The sequence below is a fragment of the Hydrocarboniphaga sp. genome (assembly GCF_028291725.1).
In the GTDB taxonomy this organism is placed as follows: Bacteria; Pseudomonadota; Gammaproteobacteria; order Nevskiales; family Nevskiaceae; genus Hydrocarboniphaga.
In genome coordinates this window covers 22,883-37,673 of record NZ_JAQGNT010000108.1, presented here as the reverse complement: position 1 = coordinate 37,673, position 14,791 = coordinate 22,883, and the positions used below count along the sequence as shown (strand labels likewise).

Sequence of the window (14,791 nt, the reverse complement as noted above, 5' to 3'; positions counted from 1 at the left end):
GCGGGGGAGGGTTGGGGAGGGGGCGTGATGGCAGAACCGAGCTTTCTTCCGCGCCCGCGCCCCCATCCCGGCCTTCCCCCGCAGGCGGGGGAAGGAGACCAGCGCCGCCGTCAATGTTTCCAAACTTATGAGTCATCGCACTAGGGGCGTAAGCACGCCATGTCGCTGAAGATCACCCACGATTGCATCAACTGCGACGTCTGCGAACCGGTGTGCCCGAACCAGGCGATCTACCAGGGTGTCGAGATCTACGAGATCGACCCGAAGCTGTGCACCGAATGCGTCGGCCACTTCGACAAACCGCAGTGCCAGTTGGTGTGCCCGGTCAATTGCATACCGCTGGACCCCGAGCACGAGGAAACGCAGGAACAGCTGCTCGTCAAATATCGGCAACTGACTGGAGCCAAAGCGTCATGAGAAGGATACTCGCGGTATCGCTGTGCCTGGTTTTCTGCGTCGTTGCGAATGTCGATGCGAACGCGGCGGACGCCAAAAAGCCCGGCGCAAATGCGGTGGCCAGCGCTCACCCGGCGGCCACCGCCGCGGGCCTGGAGGTGCTCGCCGCCGGTGGCAACGCTTTCGACGCCGCGGTCGCGGTGACCGCCGCAGTGGCCGTCGTCGAACCCACCGGCTCGGGCCTCGGCGGCGGCGGTTTCTGGCTGCTGCACCGCGAGAGCGATGATTTCGAAATCGTCGTCGACGGCCGCGAGACCGCGCCGTCCAAGGCCAGCGCGACGATGTATCTGGACGCATCGGGCAAGGCGGTCGACAAGCTGTCGCGCAACGGCCCGCTGTCGGCCGCGATTCCGGGCGAACCGGCGGCGCTGGATCACATCGCCAAGACCTACGGCAAGCTGACGCTGGCGCGCAATCTGGCGCCGGCGATCAAGCTCGCGCGTGACGGTTTTGCCTGCGATGAAAAACTGGCGCGCGCCTTCGCCCGCGAATGGGACCGGCTGTCGCCGGCCGCCAAGGCCACGTTCGCGGTCGACGGCGGTCCGCCGAAAGCCGGTGCGCTGCTGCGGCAGCCCGATCTGGCGGTGACACTGGAACGCCTCGCCGCTCAGGGCCGCGACGGTTTCTATCGCGGCGACATCGGCAGCAAGCTGGTCGCCGGCGCCAACCAGAGCGGCGGTATCTGGAGCGCGGACGATCTGGCGCGCTACGAAGTGGTCGAGCGTGAGCCGGTGGTCTTGTCGTTCCGCGACTACCGCATCGTCACCGTGCCGCCGCCTTCGGCTGGCGGCGCGACGCTGGGCGAAGTGCTGAACCAGCTCGAGCTGCTCGGCTGGGACGGCCAGGGCCTGGCGGCCAAGCAGCAGCTGATCGAGAGCATGCGCCGAGGCTACCGCGACCGCGCCGCGTATCTGGGCGACAGCGATTTCGTCAAGGTGCCGATGACGCAGTTGCTGTCGCGCAGCTATGCAAGAGAGCTGGTCAAGACCTATACGCCGGGCCGTGCGACGCCGAGCGCGAGCTTGCCGCCGGCGCCGCCGCTGACCGAGGGCCACAACACCACGCACATGTCGATCCTCGACGCCGAAGGCAATCGCGTCGCGGCGACATTGTCGATCAATCTGTCCTTCGGCTCGGCCTACATGGCGCCCGGCACCGGCGTGTTTCTGAATGACGAGATGGACGACTTCGCCGCCAGCGAAACCGCGAGCAATGCTTACGGCCTGATCGGCTCCAAGGCCAACCTCGTGGCGCCCGGCAAGCGGCCGCTGTCGTCGATGTCGCCGAGCTTCGTCGAAGGCCCGCGCGGCCTGCTGATCGTCGGCTCGCCCGGCGGCAGCCGCATCATCACGATGGTGCTGCTCGGCCTGCTCGACTGGATCAACGGCGCTTCGGCGCAGCAGCTGGTCACCGCACCGCGATTCCATCAGCAATACCTGCCGGACGTGGTCGAATACGAGTCCGCCGCCTTCAGCGCCGACGAGCAGAAGGCGCTGACCGGCATGGGCTATACACTCAAGCCGGTGGACCAGCTTTACGGCAATCTGCAGGCCGTGACCTGGGACCCGAAGACCGGGCGCGTCGATGGAGCGGCGGACCCGCGCGGCGTCGGCGAAGCGAAAGTGGTGCCGGTGCACTGAGCCATCTGGAACCCCTGTGCCGCGAGCGGCACAGGGGGACAAAAACGCAGGGGAGTGTTTGAATGTCGCAGGCTTTCGAGTGGATCCGCCTGGGCGGCCCGACGATGTTGCTGCTGGTCGGCCTGTCGGTGGCGACGGTGACCATCGTGCTGGTCAAGCTCTGGGAGTTCACCGACCAGCGTATCGGCGACCGCCGCTTCGTCGCGCGCGCGCTAGACAGCTGGCAGCGCGGCCAGACCGAGCAGGCGCTGACCGTGCTCGGTGCCTCGCCGTCGCCGCTGGCCGACGTGATGCGCGAAGCGATCACCGTGCGTGCCGACGCTGCACGCAGCGAAGCACAGGCACGCGAATACATCGAGGCCTACGCGGCCGAAAAGCTCGAGAGCCTGCGCGGCCTGATGCGCCCGCTGGAAGTGATCTCGCAGCTGGCGCCGTTGCTCGGCCTGCTTGGCACCGTGCTCGGCATGATCCAGGCGTTCCGCCAGCTGCAGGCCGCCGGTGATCGCGTCAGCCCGTCGATCTTGTCGGGAGGTTTGTGGGAGGCGCTGCTGACCACCGCCGGCGGCCTCGCCGTCGCGATCGTCGCGCTGGTCGCCTTCAACTATCTGGACCGGCGCATCGAGCGCCTGCAGCAGCGCATGGAATCGGCGCTGACGGCGCTGCTGACCAGCGGCGTCCGCTAAGCACCGGCAAGCGCGATGCGCATCGCCCGCAAGCCGAAGCGCCGCAACACCATCGTGCTGACCTCGCTGGTCGACGTGATGTTCGTGCTGCTGTTCTTCTTCATGCTGGTGACCACGTATGGCGACTGGCACAGCTGGTCGATGGCGCTGGCCGGTGGAGCCGACGACGCCGACAGCGGCGCGCTGATCGTGCAGGTGCTGAACGACGGCGGCCTGCTGCTCGACACCCAGCCGTCGAGCTTGGAGCAGGTTGCGCAGCGCCTGCGGCAGCCGGGCGCGCGTGCAGTGCTGATCGCCGGCCCCGGTGTCAGCCTGCAGGCAATGGTCGACGCGCTCGACCGTTTCAAACTCACCGGTGCCGCGTTGACGCTGGGCCGCGCGGCAGCGCCATGAAGATCCGCGGGCCCAAGCCGCGTAACCCGGGCGCCATCGACATGGTGCCGATGATCAACTTCGCGTTCCTGCTGCTGATCTTCGTGATTCTGGCCGGCGTCATCCAAGCACCCGAGGTGCTCACGGCAAGCCCACCGCATTCGGCGGCGCAGACCGCGCCGGACTCTGCGCCCGACACGCTGGTGATCGATGCGCAGGGCCGCATCGGTTTCGGCGGCGAGATCATCGAGCCCGACGTGCTGCTGACGCGCGCGCAGGCCTGGCAGCACAGCGCCGGCGATCGCGCGCTGATCGTCAAGGCCGATGCCGGCGCCGATGCGCAGCGCGTGGTGATGATCCTCGAGGTGCTGCGCGCGGCCGGCGTGGTCCGCGCCAGCCTGCTGACGACCACGCGGAGCGGATGAACCGCTTCAAGGCCGCGTTGTCGCTATATGTGGCCCTCGCGGTGCATCTGTTGCTGATTCTGCTGCTGGTTCTGGGCACCGGCAGCCGCCAGTCCCTGTCTGGCTCGGGCAGCGGCCTCGGCGGTGATGACGCGGTGGCACCCGCAGTGAACGATGCTGCCGCCGTATCAGCGCCGCGCGAAGTCGCCAGGCAGGCGTCGCTGCGCAGCGACGCTTTGACACTCGCCGCGACACCGATCGAGTTGCAACCGACTGCGGTGGAAGCAACGCCCGAGAACAAGCCGGTGAGCGCATCCGCGCCCGCATCGGCCGGCAGCGGCCGCGCCGGCGGTGGCAGCGGCGGCTACATGGCGCAAGTGCGCGCACAGCTGAGCCGGCATCGCCGCAGCCTGCCCGGCGTGCTGACGAGCGCGCACAGCGAAGTCGCTTTCAGCATCGCTGCCGATGGCGGTGTGTCGGATGTGACGCTGGTCGAGAGTTCCGGCATCGCGGTGCTGGATGCCGAGGCGACGGCGCTGGTGCTGCGCGCCTCGCCGTTGCCGCCGCCGCCGGATGGAAAACCGCGGCGCCTCAGCGTGCCGGTGTCGGTGGAGCCGCCGAAGCTTTGATGATGCTGCGCGGCCTCAATCGCGGACAAGGTCCGCTCCTACAGGATTCTTGCGGACTCTTGATTCCGCGGCTGTAGGAGCGGACCTTGTCCGCGATTGAGGCCCAACCGGCTAATCGAAAATCGCCACCACCGGCGCATGATCCGAAGGCCGCTCCAGCTTGCGCGGCGCGGTGTCGATCACGGTTGCAGAGAGCTTGGCCGCCAGAGCCGTCGACGCCAGCACATGATCAATCCGCAGCCCCATGTTCCGGCGGAAAGCGGCCTGCCGGTAATCCCACCAGGTAAAGCGATTGCCCTCCGGCAGCTTCTGCGCGACGCAGTCGACCAGTCCAAGGTCGATCAGCGAGCGCAAAGCTTCGCGCTCCGGCGGCGAGCACAGCACATCCTCGCCCCAGGCGACCGGATCGTAGACGTCGGCGTCGGTCGGCGCGATGTTGTAGTCGCCGACCACGGCGAGCAGCGGATATCTCAAGAGCTCGGTTTTCAGATACGCCTGCAGCGCTGTCAGCCAGCGCAGCTTGTATTCGTACTTCTCGCTGCCGACCGCCTGGCCGTTGACCACATACACGTCGATCACGCGCACGCCGCCCACCGTCGCCGCAATCACGCGGCGCTGCGGATCTTCGAAGCCGGGGATATCACGGACCACATCGGCCGGAGGATCGCGCGCCAGGATCGCGACGCCGTTGTAGGTCTTCTGCCCATTGCTCACCGCGTGCCAGCCGGCGGCGGCGAGATCGGCATGCGGGAACGCGCTGTCCTCGAGCTTGCTCTCCTGGATGCCGAGCGCATCGACCGGATTGGCCGCGAGCCAGTCGAGCAGATGCGGCAGGCGCACGCGCAGGGAATTCACGTTCCAGGTAGCGATTTTCATGGCAATGCAGGGCTCGGCCGACTCAGGGATTCGATGTTGTATTCTCCATCGTCGCGCAAGCGCAGGCTGGATTTCCAGCATCGAGGCCTCATGACCGGTTCCCGCATGATCGATCCCGGACGTTTTGAACTGTTCTCTTTCTGGCGTACGTCGGCGACCTATCGCGTGCGCGTGGCCTTCAATCTCAAGGGCGTGGTGGCGGAAGAGACCAATATCGACCTCGACGCCGGCGAACAGCGCGGCGACGCCTTCCTGAAGATCAACCCGATGGCCGCGATTCCGGCGCTCATCGACCGTCAGGCCGGGCCGGGCCACACACCGCTGACGCAGTCCCTGGCCATCCTGGAATTTCTGGACGAAACCTATCCCGCTCCCGCCTTGTTGCCCGGTGACGCGCATGGCCGCGCCAGGGTGCGCTCGCTGGCCGCGATGCTCGCGGCCGACACGCATCCGCTGATCACGCCGCGGGTCAAGAAATACCTGGTCACCGCGGGAAAGTTTGACGACGCTGCCTGGCGCGCCTGGCAGATCCACTGGTTCGGCACCGGACTGCAGGCGCTGGAGCAGCGTCTGTCGGCCGAGCCCGAGACCGGGGTCTTCTGCCATGGCGATGGTCCGACCCTCGCCGACATCTGCCTGGCCAGCATCGTCGTCGTGATGCGCGTGTTCAAGATCCAAGTCGACGGCATTCCCACGGTGCAGCGAATCATGGCCGCATGCGAGCAGCTCGAGGCCTTCTCGAAGGCCGATCCCCGCCGGCAGCTCGGCGCGCCGCCCGCGTAGGTCGGCAATCCTTTGCCGACATGTACCCGCTGATGTGCCATCGCCATTGGAATGGACGCAAGCGCCGCTTCGGCGCGGTGTATCGTCAGACCTCGACGTTGCTCAAAGACCACACACCATGACCGATCTGTCCGCGTTTCCGATCACCAAGAAATGGCCCGCCCGCCATCCCGAGCGCCTGCAGCTGTATTCGCTGCCGACGCCCAACGGCGTCAAAGTCTCGATCATGCTCGAGGAGACCGGCCTGGCCTACGAGCCGCACAAGATCAGCTTCGACACGCATGATCAGATGTCGCCGGAGTTTCGCTCGCTGAATCCGAGCAACAAGATCCCGGCGATTCTTGATCCGAACGGCCCCGATGGCCGGCCGCTGGCGCTGTTCGAGTCTGGCGCGATCCTGATCTACCTTGCCGACAAGACCGGGCAGCTGATGCCGTCGAACGCAGCGGGCCGCTATGAGACGATCCAGTGGCTGATGTTCCAGATGGGCGGCATCGGTCCGATGTTCGGCCAGCTTGGGTTCTTCCACAAGTTCGCCGGCAAGGCTTACGAAGACAAGCGCCCGCGTGATCGCTACGTCGCCGAGTCGCGGCGCCTGCTCGCGGTGCTCGACCGGCATCTCGAAGGCCGCGACTGGATCATGGCGGATACCTACACGATCGCGGATATCGCGACGTTCCCCTGGGTGCGCAACCTGATTGGCTTCTACGGCGCAGGCGAACTGGTCGAGTTCGATCAGTACACCCAGGTCAAGCGCGTGCTCGCGGCTTTCGTGGCCAGGCCGGCAGTGATTGCCGGCCTGGCGATTCCCTGAAGCCGGTGCCGTCGCTGTGATCGCGGCCGGGACCGGCTTCGCCTATCGCTTCGCGCCGCCAGACCCGGCCAGGCGCCAGTCCTCTCCGAGGTTGTAGGCGGCGCGCAAGGCATCGGCCTGCTTCGCATCGACGATATTCAGCCGCAGCGCTTCAACGATCTGTTCCAGCGGGAAGCCGGGCTTTAAAACGCCGGCGTCGACTTGCTGCAGCAGGCGGCGTTGTGCGGCTTCTGCGGCGTCCAGCGCATCGACAAGACGGGTGATGGAGGCTTCCGTCGGCGGCAGGGCCGCGAACAGGCGGTCCCGCACCGGGCCGGGGTTCTGGATCATGCCGGCGAGCTGCGCATACCGCGCGTCGTCGGGTTTGCGCGCGAGCCGGCCTAGCGGCAGTAGCAGGGCCTGCAGGCCGATGCGCCGCCGCCGCCGCCGCTGCGACTGCACGAAGCTGTCCAGCGCCTCTTCGATACGCCGGCAGCAGCGCTCGCAGTAGGCGTCGAGCAGCGGCTCGTCGTTGCGCGGCAGCCCGGCGTCGACATGCGCCTGCAGCGCCGCGACCAGGCTCAAGGTCTGCGCATAGGTCTCGGCCAGCGCGGTTTCGGCGGCGCCGCCGTTGTTCACCGCGGCGCGCTCCAGCAGCAGCGCGTCGCCGCAGCAGGCCAGCGCCGCCCGATAGCGTTCCAGGTGCTGCCGGTGGCGGCCGATGCCGCCGCCGATGCGGCCGTCGCTGAGCGCCTGCAGGCCGGCGTGGGTCTGGTGCGACAGCACCTCGCCCAGCCCGTCCCAGAACGCGGCGTCGAACAGCGGCAGGGCGACGCCGTAGGGCTTGGCAGCGGCGGCGCTGAAGCAGGCCTGGATTTTCGGCAGCAGCGAGCCGGCCAGCGCCTCGATGTCGAGGCCAGCGCCGGCCCGGTCGGCCAGCGCGGCGATGTGCGGCGACGCCAGGCCTGCGTCGAGCAGGCGTGCGAGCAGCAGGCTCAGCGTGTCGAGCCCGTAGGCATCGAGCGCCGATTCGACCAGCGCGCGCCGCGCGCTCGACGACGCGGCGCAAGGCAGGCGATAGAAGTCGGCGAGTCGCAGATCCAGGCTGGCGCCACGCAGCGCGGCGCTCGCCTCGGCGCTGCGGATGGCCAGGCGGCCCGCTGCGAGCGCGATCTGCAGGCTGTGCATCGCGGTGTCGCCGCAGCCGATGCCGGCGCTCTCACCGACCACGCGCTCCAGGCAGACGAACAGCTGCCGGGCGCCGAGCTGCAGCGAATGCGCGCCGACCCTGCGGCGCTGCAGGCCGCTCAGCGTGGCCGGCACGCGCACTAGCGCAACGCCGCCGGCCACCTCGGGTTGCAGCAGTGATTCCGGATCGCTGACGCGCACCGGTATCAGGTAATCGGTGACTTCGTCCGCCGACAGGGCGTCGTCGATCAGCACATCGAAATCCATCAGCAGGCCCAGGGTTTCGCGGCCCTTCCAGACACCGCGGCCGATCACGCCGCGATCACTGCCGGCGCCCCAGCGTGAATCCGTCGCCAGCCGGATTCGCTGATGGCCTGCAGCGAGTTGCGGCAACAGTGCGGCGCGCTGGGCTTCGCTGGCATGCTGAAGCACGATTTGCGCGGATGCGTCGGCCAGCACCAGGCGCTGCGCGGCCGCGAGGTTCCGCGGATCGGACGCCAATGTCAGCAGCAGGCGGCGCAAACCGCGTGCGTCGAGGCCGCTGCCGCCCAGCGCCGTCGGCAGCCGCGGTACCCGGCTCTGCGCGGCGTCCGCAGCGGGGATCTCCATCGCCGGAGCCACCGGCAACGGTGCCGAGCCTTCGTCGAACATCAGCCGATTGGCGGCGGCGCTGACGCTATCGGCCGCGCGCGCGGGTTCGCCGCGCAGCGACAGCAGGCGCCGCTGGAAATGATCCAGCAGCGGCCGTGTCAGCCACTCCTCGCGCAGCGTCGGCAGGCTCAGCGGTACGAACACGCCGGCGAAGATCAGCAGGCCGAGGCCGAACAGCGCCAGCGAGCCGCCGAATACGCCGTAGGCGAGCAGCAGCGCGGCGTAGGCGGCCGTGGTCAGGCGCAGGCCCGCGCGATGCCAGGCCAGCGCCAGGCTCGTTGTCAGGAACAGCAACAGCCAGAGCACTCGATGGTTCTCCGAAGACGCCTGGTGACGGCGCGGCGAGGATACTTCATGCGGGCAGAATCGCGGACCGCGGGCCACGTAGGTTGGCAATCCCTTGCCGACGTGCAAGGCTCAATGTGCAATCACGGCCTCACGTCGGCAAAGGATTGCCGACCTACAGCGTTTGTTAAAGTCGCTGCTTCAATCCGACACCGAACTTTCATGAGCCGCGTACAGGAACTGGTCGATCTGCTCGACCTCGAAACCATCGACGATCATCTGTTCCGCGGCCTGTCGCGCGATCTGGGCGGCCGCAGCGTCTACGGCGGCCAGGTCGTCAGCCAGGCGCTGGTCGCCGGCCAGCGCACCGTGAAGGAGGGCGTGGTGCATTCGCTGCATGCGTACTTTCTGCGCCCCGGCGACATGAGCCACCCGATCATCTACGAGGTCGACCCGGTGCGCGACGGCCGCAGTTTCACCACCCGCAGGGTTCAAGCCATTCAGCATGGCCAGGTGATCCTGACGTTGATCGCGTCGTTCCAGAAGCCCGAGGCCGGCGGCGAGCATCAGTCGGTAATGCCGCAGGTGCCGCCGCCCGAGGCGCTGCCCAACGACCGCGAGCTGCGCCTGAAACTGCTCGATCAGCTCAGCGATCCGAACCCGCGGCTGCGCCAGTTCCTGTCGCAGGACACGCTGTTCGACATGCGGCACATCGAACCTCGGGACCTGTTCGACCATGCGCCCAAGCCGCCGCACAGCGCGTTCTGGCTGCGCACCATCGGCAGGCTGCCGGACGATCCGACGATCCACCGCTGCGTGCTGGCGTATGCATCGGATTTCGGCCCGCTCGGTACCGCGCTGCTGCCCCACGGCTGGGCACCGTTGGACCCGGCCCTGCGAATGGCGTCCATCGACCACGCGATCTGGTTTCACCGCGATGCCAGAGTCGACGACTGGCTGCTCTACATCAACGATTCGCCGTCGAGCCAGAACGGCCGCGGCCTGTCCTTCGGCAGTATCTACACCCGCGACGGCATGCTGGTCGCGAGCACCGCCCAGGAAGGCATGATTCGGCGGCTCGCGGAGCCGACATGAAACTCTCCATGAACCGAGAGCCCGACCCACCCGTAGGCTGGGTTGCAGCGCAGCGGAAACCCAGCGCTGGATTCGGGCCGCCGTGCTGGGATTGCGCTTCGCTCCATCCCAGCCTACGCAGGGGTTCAGGGTCCGTCGGCAGGTCCGCAAGGAACACGGGGCTTTCCGTGAATCGTTCCAAACGGCTGCTGCGCGCCGGCGTGTTGGCCGGGCTGCTGCTGGCTGGCGCCGCCGCCCGCGCTGCCGAGCCGCCGCTGCCGGATCGCGATCCGCACAGCTACGCCAATCCGGCGCAGCTGCGGGTCACGCAGGTGGCGCTGGATCTGAGCGTCGATTTCAAGCGCAAGCGCCTGTCGGGCACCAGCGAACTGCAGATCGCGCACGTCGATCCGGCGGCGCGCGAACTGCTGCTGGATACGCGCGACCTGAGCATCGAGCGGGTCGAGACCTCCAGCGACGGCAAGACCTGGAGCAAGGCCGCGTTCCAGCTGGCGGCGCGCGACCGCGTGCTCGGCTCCAAGCTCAGCATCGCGGTTCCGGCCGACGCGCAGCGCGTGCGTATCCGCTACACCACCGCGCCGCAGGCCAGCGCGCTGCAATGGCTGACGCCGGCGCAGACCGCCGGCAAGCGCCAGCCCTATCTGTTCACGCAGTCGCAGGCGATCCACGCGCGCAGCTGGATCCCGCTGCAGGACACGCCGCTGGTGCGCATGCCCTATAGCGCGCGCATCCGTGCGCCGAAAAATCTGCGCGCGGTGATGAGCGCCGAGATGCACGAGCAGCCCGCCGCCGACGGCGCCTGGGAGTTCGTGATGCCACAGCCGATCCCGAGCTACCTGATCGCGCTGGCGGTCGGCGACATCGCGTTCCGCAGCACCGGAGAGCGCACTGGCGTCTACGCCGAACCCAGCCTGCTGGACCGCGCCGCCTACGAGTTCGCCGAGACCGAAAAAACCATGGAGTTGGAAGAACAGCTCTATGGCCCGTATCGCTGGGGCCGCTACGATCTGCTGATTCTGCCGCCGAGCTTCCCTTACGGCGGCATGGAGAATCCGCGGCTGACCTTCGCGACGCCGACCGTGATCACCGGCGACCGCAAGCTGGTGTCGCTGGTCACCCACGAGCTGTCGCACAGCTGGTCCGGCAACCTGGTCACCAATGCCACCTGGAGCGACTTCTGGCTCAACGAGGGCTTCACCACCTACCTGACCAATCGTCTGAACGAGGCGCAGTACGGCCTCGAATTCGCCGACATGGAGCGCGTACTGGGCCTGCAGGATCTGCGCGATTCCGAAGAGCAGGCCGAGCCTGCCGACCGCGTGCTGGTCCGGGCGACGCCGGCGGCCGATCCGGACGAGGTTTTCAGCTCGATCCCGTACGAGCGCGGCGCGCTGTTCCTGACCTGGCTGGAGAGCTTGTATGGCCGGCCGGCGTTCGATCGCTTCCTGCGCGGCTGGTTCGACGAGCATGCGTTCAAGAGTGCGAGCACGGCGCAGTTCCTGGCGTATCTCGACGAGCATCTGATCGCCCAGGATCGCAGCAAGGCCAGCGCCGCGCAGATCGACGCCTGGCTGCATGCGCCGCAGATTCCGGCGTTCGCGGTGCTGCCGCGGTCCGATGCGTTCACCCAGGTCGAGAGCCAGAGAGCCGCGTGGCTGGGCGGCGCGCTGGCGACGTCGGCGCTGCCGACCTCGGGCTGGGCGGTGCAGCAGTGGCAGCATTTTCTCGACACGATGCCGGCATCGGTCACGCCGGCGCAGCTGCAGGCGCTGGATGCGCAGTACGGCTTGAGCAAGACACCGAACGCGATCATCGCCAGCAGCTGGTTCCGCGCGGCGATCGCCGGCGGCGACCAGGCGGTGTGGCCGGCCGCGGCGCAGTACCTGCAGCATGTCGGCCGGATGCGCCTGCTCGGGCCGATCTACCGCGCCTGGATCGCGACGCCGGACGGCCGCGTCTACGCACAGCAGACCTACGCCCAGGCCCGGGCCGGCTATCACCCGATCGCCGCCGCCAGCGTGCAGCGGCTGTTCGACGAGCGGCCGTAGGTCGGCAATCCCTTGCCGACGTGAGGCCGCGGTTGTGCATCGGGCTTCGCACGTCGGCAAGGGATTGCCGACCTACGCGGCGCCCGGGAGCGGGATAGGAGCCGTGGCTCACTCGTTGCATCGCCTGTCCCCAAACACAACAAAGGGGTCGGACGATGGAACAAGAGAAGACGGAGCTCAAGCGCAGCTTGAGCGGCTTGCATCTGTGGGGCCTGGCGGTCGGTCTGGTCATCTCCGGCGAGTATTTCGGCTGGAGTTATGGCTGGGCTTCGGCCGGTACGCTGGGCTTCCTGCTGACGACGGTGTTCGTCGCGGTGATGTACACCACCTTCATTTTCAGCTTCACCGAGCTGACCACCGCGATCCCGCATGCCGGCGGGCCGTTCGCCTACAGCTATCGCGCTTACGGGCCTTTCGGCGGATTCGTTGCGGGTTTTGCGACGCTGATCGAATTCGTGTTCGCGCCGCCGGCGATCGCGCTGACCATCGGCGCGTACATCAACTTCCAGTTCCCGGCGCTTGAAGTGAAGACCGTGGCGGTCGGCGCCTACCTGGTGTTCATGGCGCTGAACATCGCCGGCGTCACCATCGCGGCGACCTTCGAGCTGTTCATCACGCTGCTGGCGATTTTCGAGCTGCTGGTGTTCATGGGCGTGGTCGCGCCCGGTTTCTCATGGAGCAATTTCGCCGCCAACGGCTGGGCCGGCTCGGCCACATTTACGCCCGCGGCCTGGAGCGGCATCATCGCCGCGGTGCCGTTCGCGATCTGGTTCTTCCTGGCGATCGAAGGCGCGGCGATGGCGGCCGAGGAAGTGAAGAACCCGACCAAGGTCGTGCCGCAGGCCTACATCGCCGGCATCCTGACGCTCGTCGTGCTGGCGTTCGGCGTGATGATCTTCGCCGGCGGCAGCGGCGACTGGTCGCTGCTGGCCAAGACCGACAAGCCGCTGCCGGAGGCGATGAAGATGGTCGTCGGGCAAAGCAGCGGCTGGCTGCACATGCTGATCTGGATCGGCCTGTTCGGCCTGATCGCGAGCTTCCACGGCATCATCATGGGTTACTCGCGGCAGATCTTCGCGATGTCGCGCGCCGGCTATCTGCCGTCGTTCTTCGCGATCGTGCACCCGAAGCTGAAGACACCCGTGTGGGCGATTCTCGCCGGCGGCGTGATCGGCATCGCCGCGATCTACTCGGACACGCTGATCCAGATCGGCGGTATCACGCTGACCTCGAACATCGTGACGATGTCGGTGTTCGGCGCGATCGTGCTGTACATCGTGTCGATGCTGAGCCTGTTCAAGCTGCGCAAGTCCGAGCCGAACCTGCTGCGCCCGTTCAAGGCGCCGTTCTATCCGTTCTTCCCGGCGGTGGCGCTGGTGCTGGCGGTGTTGTCGATGCTGACGATGATCTATTACAACCAGATCGTGTTCGGCATGTTCGTGGTGCTGTTCGTGATCAGCCTGGGCTTCTACTTCGTGACCAAGAAGAAGCGCCTGACGCAGACCGATCTGTTGCTCAAGCCGGTGTAGGTTTCAATCGCGGTCAAGGACCGCTCCTACAGGAATTTTGCGCACCGTCTGTTGCGCCTCCTGTAGGAGCGGTCCTTGACCGCGATTCACGCTGGACGCGTCAACCGCTCCAGGTTCCCCAGATATGCCATCGCATCGGCGCGCGATGCGCCGCACATCTCCGCTGCCGGTTTCAGCGTTCCGCAAAACGCCGGTCGCCGCGGATCAGCAAACAGCCGGCAGCGCTCCAACTCGTCGAGCTGCACACAACGCACTCCCGCCGGCTTGCCGTTGGGCATGCCGGGAATCGCGGACGTAATCGAAGGCGCGGTACAGCAGGCACCGCAGCGGGAACGGCATTCCATGTGCGCAGTTTACGGCCCGTAGCTTGGGGTTCGCTGCGCTCACCCCAAGCTACACATGCTTCGCACATTCCGTCTTGACCTCCTCGCGCAGGATCTCGGCCATCAGCCGCGCGCCCGGGCCGGCGGCGTCGCCTTCCGCCAGCACCAGGAACAGATCGCCGCGGCGTTCCGCGCCCTCTTTCAGCGGCAGCGGTTTCAGCACACCGCGATGCAGTTCGTCGCGGATCATGTCTTCCGAGTACCACGCGAAGCCCATGCCGGCGACGGCAGCGGCGATCGAGGTCGCCATGTTGCTGACCGTCAGCCGCTGTTCGGCGCCCTGCCAGATGCCGCTGTCGCGCATGCGATGCGCAGCCGAGTCGCGCACGATCAGGTGGCGATGGCGGCGCAGGTCGCGCTGGGTGATTTCGCGGCCGAGCTGATGCAGCGGGTGATCGGGATGAGCGGCGCAGATGAAACGCATCGTCAGCAGCCGGTCGCCGATGAAGCCGCGCGGGATGCTGCTGGCGATCGCCAGATGCACGCGGCGCTCGATCAGCGCCTCGTCGGTGCCGGTGAGTACGGTCTCGTGCAGCTGGATGCGCGTCTGCGGCCGCTGCTGGCCAAAGCGCGCGAACGCACGCAGCAGCATCCAGGTCGGGAAGATGATCTCGGCCGCGATCGCCAGCTCCGGCTCCCAGCCGGCGGCCAGCGTGCCAGCGGCGCGCTCGATGCTGTCGGCCTCCTCGATCAGCGCGCGGGCGCGGCGGACCAGCACCTGGCCGGTGTCGGTGAGCTTGGCTTTGCGGCCCTCGATCTCGAACACTTTCAGGTTCAGCGAGCGCTCGAGCTTGGCAACCAGGTAGCTGACACTGGACTGGGTCTTGTGCAGGGTTTCGGCGGCCTGGGCGTAGCCGCCGGCATCGACCACGGCGACCAGCGCACGCCATTGCTCCAGCGAGATCTTGGGGTTCAGGGCGGTGCTCATGATCGCCAGATTGATCGAATTTATCGAAGGTTTAAAGCAGAATATTTT

Annotated in this window: 15 protein-coding genes; 11 read left to right on the top strand and 4 right to left on the bottom strand. The window is 67.2% G+C overall.

Annotated features, from left to right (window positions below):
• Nucleotides 1-159 precede the first annotated feature (159 nt).
• The 6 genes from JWQ90_RS27715 (at nucleotide 160) to JWQ90_RS27690 (ending at nucleotide 4,184) form a co-directional block, all read left to right on the top strand.
• The gene (locus tag JWQ90_RS27715; protein ID WP_299698327.1) at nucleotides 160-417 is read left to right on the top strand and encodes a YfhL family 4Fe-4S dicluster ferredoxin; all 258 of its coding nucleotides are present in this window, start codon (nucleotides 160-162) and stop codon (nucleotides 415-417) included.
• The gene (gene ggt / locus JWQ90_RS27710) at nucleotides 414-2,096 is read left to right on the top strand and encodes a gamma-glutamyltransferase (protein WP_299698326.1); all 1,683 of its coding nucleotides are present in this window, start codon (nucleotides 414-416) and stop codon (nucleotides 2,094-2,096) included. Before JWQ90_RS27715 ends, ggt begins: the two co-directional genes overlap by 4 nt.
• Before the next feature lie 62 nt (nucleotides 2,097-2,158).
• A complete protein-coding gene (locus JWQ90_RS27705; RefSeq protein WP_299698325.1) occupies nucleotides 2,159-2,779 on the top strand; it encodes a MotA/TolQ/ExbB proton channel family protein in 621 nt (206 codons plus the stop codon).
• Between the two features lie 15 nt (nucleotides 2,780-2,794).
• Nucleotides 2,795-3,172 (top strand): biopolymer transporter ExbD, encoded by a 378-nt coding sequence (locus JWQ90_RS27700; protein ID WP_299698324.1) that lies wholly within the window; start codon nucleotides 2,795-2,797, stop codon nucleotides 3,170-3,172.
• Nucleotides 3,169-3,576 (top strand): biopolymer transporter ExbD, encoded by a 408-nt coding sequence (locus JWQ90_RS27695; protein ID WP_299698323.1) that lies wholly within the window; start codon nucleotides 3,169-3,171, stop codon nucleotides 3,574-3,576. Before JWQ90_RS27700 ends, JWQ90_RS27695 begins: the two co-directional genes overlap by 4 nt.
• A complete protein-coding gene (locus tag JWQ90_RS27690; RefSeq protein WP_299698322.1) occupies nucleotides 3,573-4,184 on the top strand; it encodes a TonB family protein in 612 nt (203 codons plus the stop codon). The genes JWQ90_RS27695 and JWQ90_RS27690 overlap by 4 nt, the downstream gene beginning before the upstream one ends.
• Before the next feature lie 111 nt (nucleotides 4,185-4,295).
• On the opposite strand, the gene xth is transcribed toward JWQ90_RS27690, so the two are convergent.
• The gene (gene xth, locus JWQ90_RS27685; RefSeq protein WP_299698321.1) at nucleotides 4,296-5,060 is read right to left on the bottom strand and encodes an exodeoxyribonuclease III; all 765 of its coding nucleotides are present in this window, start codon (nucleotides 5,058-5,060) and stop codon (nucleotides 4,296-4,298) included.
• Nucleotides 5,061-5,150: 90 nt separating this feature from the next.
• On the opposite strand from xth, the gene maiA reads away from it, so the two are divergent.
• Nucleotides 5,151-5,843 carry a maleylacetoacetate isomerase gene (maiA, locus tag JWQ90_RS27680; protein ID WP_299698320.1) on the top strand — a complete coding sequence of 231 codons (693 nt, stop codon included), beginning with the start codon at nucleotides 5,151-5,153 and terminating at the stop codon, nucleotides 5,841-5,843.
• Between the two features lie 118 nt (nucleotides 5,844-5,961).
• Nucleotides 5,962-6,657 carry a glutathione S-transferase N-terminal domain-containing protein gene (locus JWQ90_RS27675; protein WP_299698319.1) on the top strand — a complete coding sequence of 232 codons (696 nt, stop codon included), beginning with the start codon at nucleotides 5,962-5,964 and terminating at the stop codon, nucleotides 6,655-6,657.
• 42 nt (nucleotides 6,658-6,699) lie between these two features.
• On the opposite strand, the gene JWQ90_RS27670 is transcribed toward JWQ90_RS27675, so the two are convergent.
• Complete coding sequence (locus JWQ90_RS27670) at nucleotides 6,700-8,781, bottom strand: acyl-CoA dehydrogenase domain-containing protein (protein ID WP_299698318.1); 2,082 nt, start codon at nucleotides 8,779-8,781, stop codon at nucleotides 6,700-6,702.
• A gap of 201 nt (nucleotides 8,782-8,982) precedes the next feature.
• On the opposite strand from JWQ90_RS27670, the gene JWQ90_RS27665 reads away from it, so the two are divergent.
• The 3 genes from JWQ90_RS27665 to eat all read left to right on the top strand — a co-directional run bounded on the left by JWQ90_RS27665 (nucleotide 8,983) and on the right by eat (nucleotide 13,432).
• Nucleotides 8,983-9,855 carry an acyl-CoA thioesterase II gene (locus JWQ90_RS27665; RefSeq protein ID WP_299698317.1) on the top strand — a complete coding sequence of 291 codons (873 nt, stop codon included), beginning with the start codon at nucleotides 8,983-8,985 and terminating at the stop codon, nucleotides 9,853-9,855.
• A gap of 167 nt (nucleotides 9,856-10,022) precedes the next feature.
• Nucleotides 10,023-11,903, top strand: a complete 1,881-nt coding sequence (locus JWQ90_RS27660; protein WP_299698316.1) for a M1 family metallopeptidase — start codon at nucleotides 10,023-10,025, stop codon at nucleotides 11,901-11,903.
• Between the two features lie 155 nt (nucleotides 11,904-12,058).
• The gene (gene eat / locus JWQ90_RS27655) at nucleotides 12,059-13,432 is read left to right on the top strand and encodes an ethanolamine permease (RefSeq protein ID WP_299698315.1); all 1,374 of its coding nucleotides are present in this window, start codon (nucleotides 12,059-12,061) and stop codon (nucleotides 13,430-13,432) included.
• Between the two features lie 86 nt (nucleotides 13,433-13,518).
• Here eat and JWQ90_RS27650 read toward each other — a convergent pair whose 3' ends face one another.
• Complete coding sequence (locus tag JWQ90_RS27650) at nucleotides 13,519-13,776, bottom strand: YkgJ family cysteine cluster protein (RefSeq protein ID WP_299698314.1); 258 nt, start codon at nucleotides 13,774-13,776, stop codon at nucleotides 13,519-13,521.
• A 49-nt stretch (nucleotides 13,777-13,825) separates the two neighbouring features.
• On the bottom strand, nucleotides 13,826-14,743 hold the full coding sequence (locus JWQ90_RS27645; protein ID WP_299698313.1) for a LysR family transcriptional regulator: 918 nt from the start codon (nucleotides 14,741-14,743) through the stop codon (nucleotides 13,826-13,828).
• Nucleotides 14,744-14,791: the final 48 nt, after the last annotated feature.

Bases quoted from the DNA above. Each gene is read 5' to 3' on its own strand.
- JWQ90_RS27695 (WP_299698323.1), top strand. From the start codon at position 3,169: ATGAAGATCCGCGGGCCCAAGCCGCGTAACCCGGGCGCCATCGACATG.
- JWQ90_RS27690 (WP_299698322.1), top strand. From the start codon at position 3,573: ATGAACCGCTTCAAGGCCGCGTTGTCGCTATATGTGGCCCTCGCGGTG.
- xth (WP_299698321.1), bottom strand. From the start codon at position 5,060: ATGAAAATCGCTACCTGGAACGTGAATTCCCTGCGCGTGCGCCTGCCG.
- ggt (WP_299698326.1), top strand. From the start codon at position 414: ATGAGAAGGATACTCGCGGTATCGCTGTGCCTGGTTTTCTGCGTCGTT.
- JWQ90_RS27700 (WP_299698324.1), top strand. From the start codon at position 2,795: ATGCGCATCGCCCGCAAGCCGAAGCGCCGCAACACCATCGTGCTGACC.
- JWQ90_RS27705 (WP_299698325.1), top strand. From the start codon at position 2,159: ATGTCGCAGGCTTTCGAGTGGATCCGCCTGGGCGGCCCGACGATGTTG.
- JWQ90_RS27650 (WP_299698314.1), bottom strand. From the start codon at position 13,776: ATGGAATGCCGTTCCCGCTGCGGTGCCTGCTGTACCGCGCCTTCGATT.
- JWQ90_RS27715 (WP_299698327.1), top strand. From the start codon at position 160: ATGTCGCTGAAGATCACCCACGATTGCATCAACTGCGACGTCTGCGAA.
- JWQ90_RS27675 (WP_299698319.1), top strand. From the start codon at position 5,962: ATGACCGATCTGTCCGCGTTTCCGATCACCAAGAAATGGCCCGCCCGC.
- maiA (WP_299698320.1), top strand. From the start codon at position 5,151: ATGACCGGTTCCCGCATGATCGATCCCGGACGTTTTGAACTGTTCTCT.
- JWQ90_RS27645 (WP_299698313.1), bottom strand. From the start codon at position 14,743: ATGAGCACCGCCCTGAACCCCAAGATCTCGCTGGAGCAATGGCGTGCG.
- JWQ90_RS27665 (WP_299698317.1), top strand. From the start codon at position 8,983: ATGAGCCGCGTACAGGAACTGGTCGATCTGCTCGACCTCGAAACCATC.
- eat (WP_299698315.1), top strand. From the start codon at position 12,059: ATGGAACAAGAGAAGACGGAGCTCAAGCGCAGCTTGAGCGGCTTGCAT.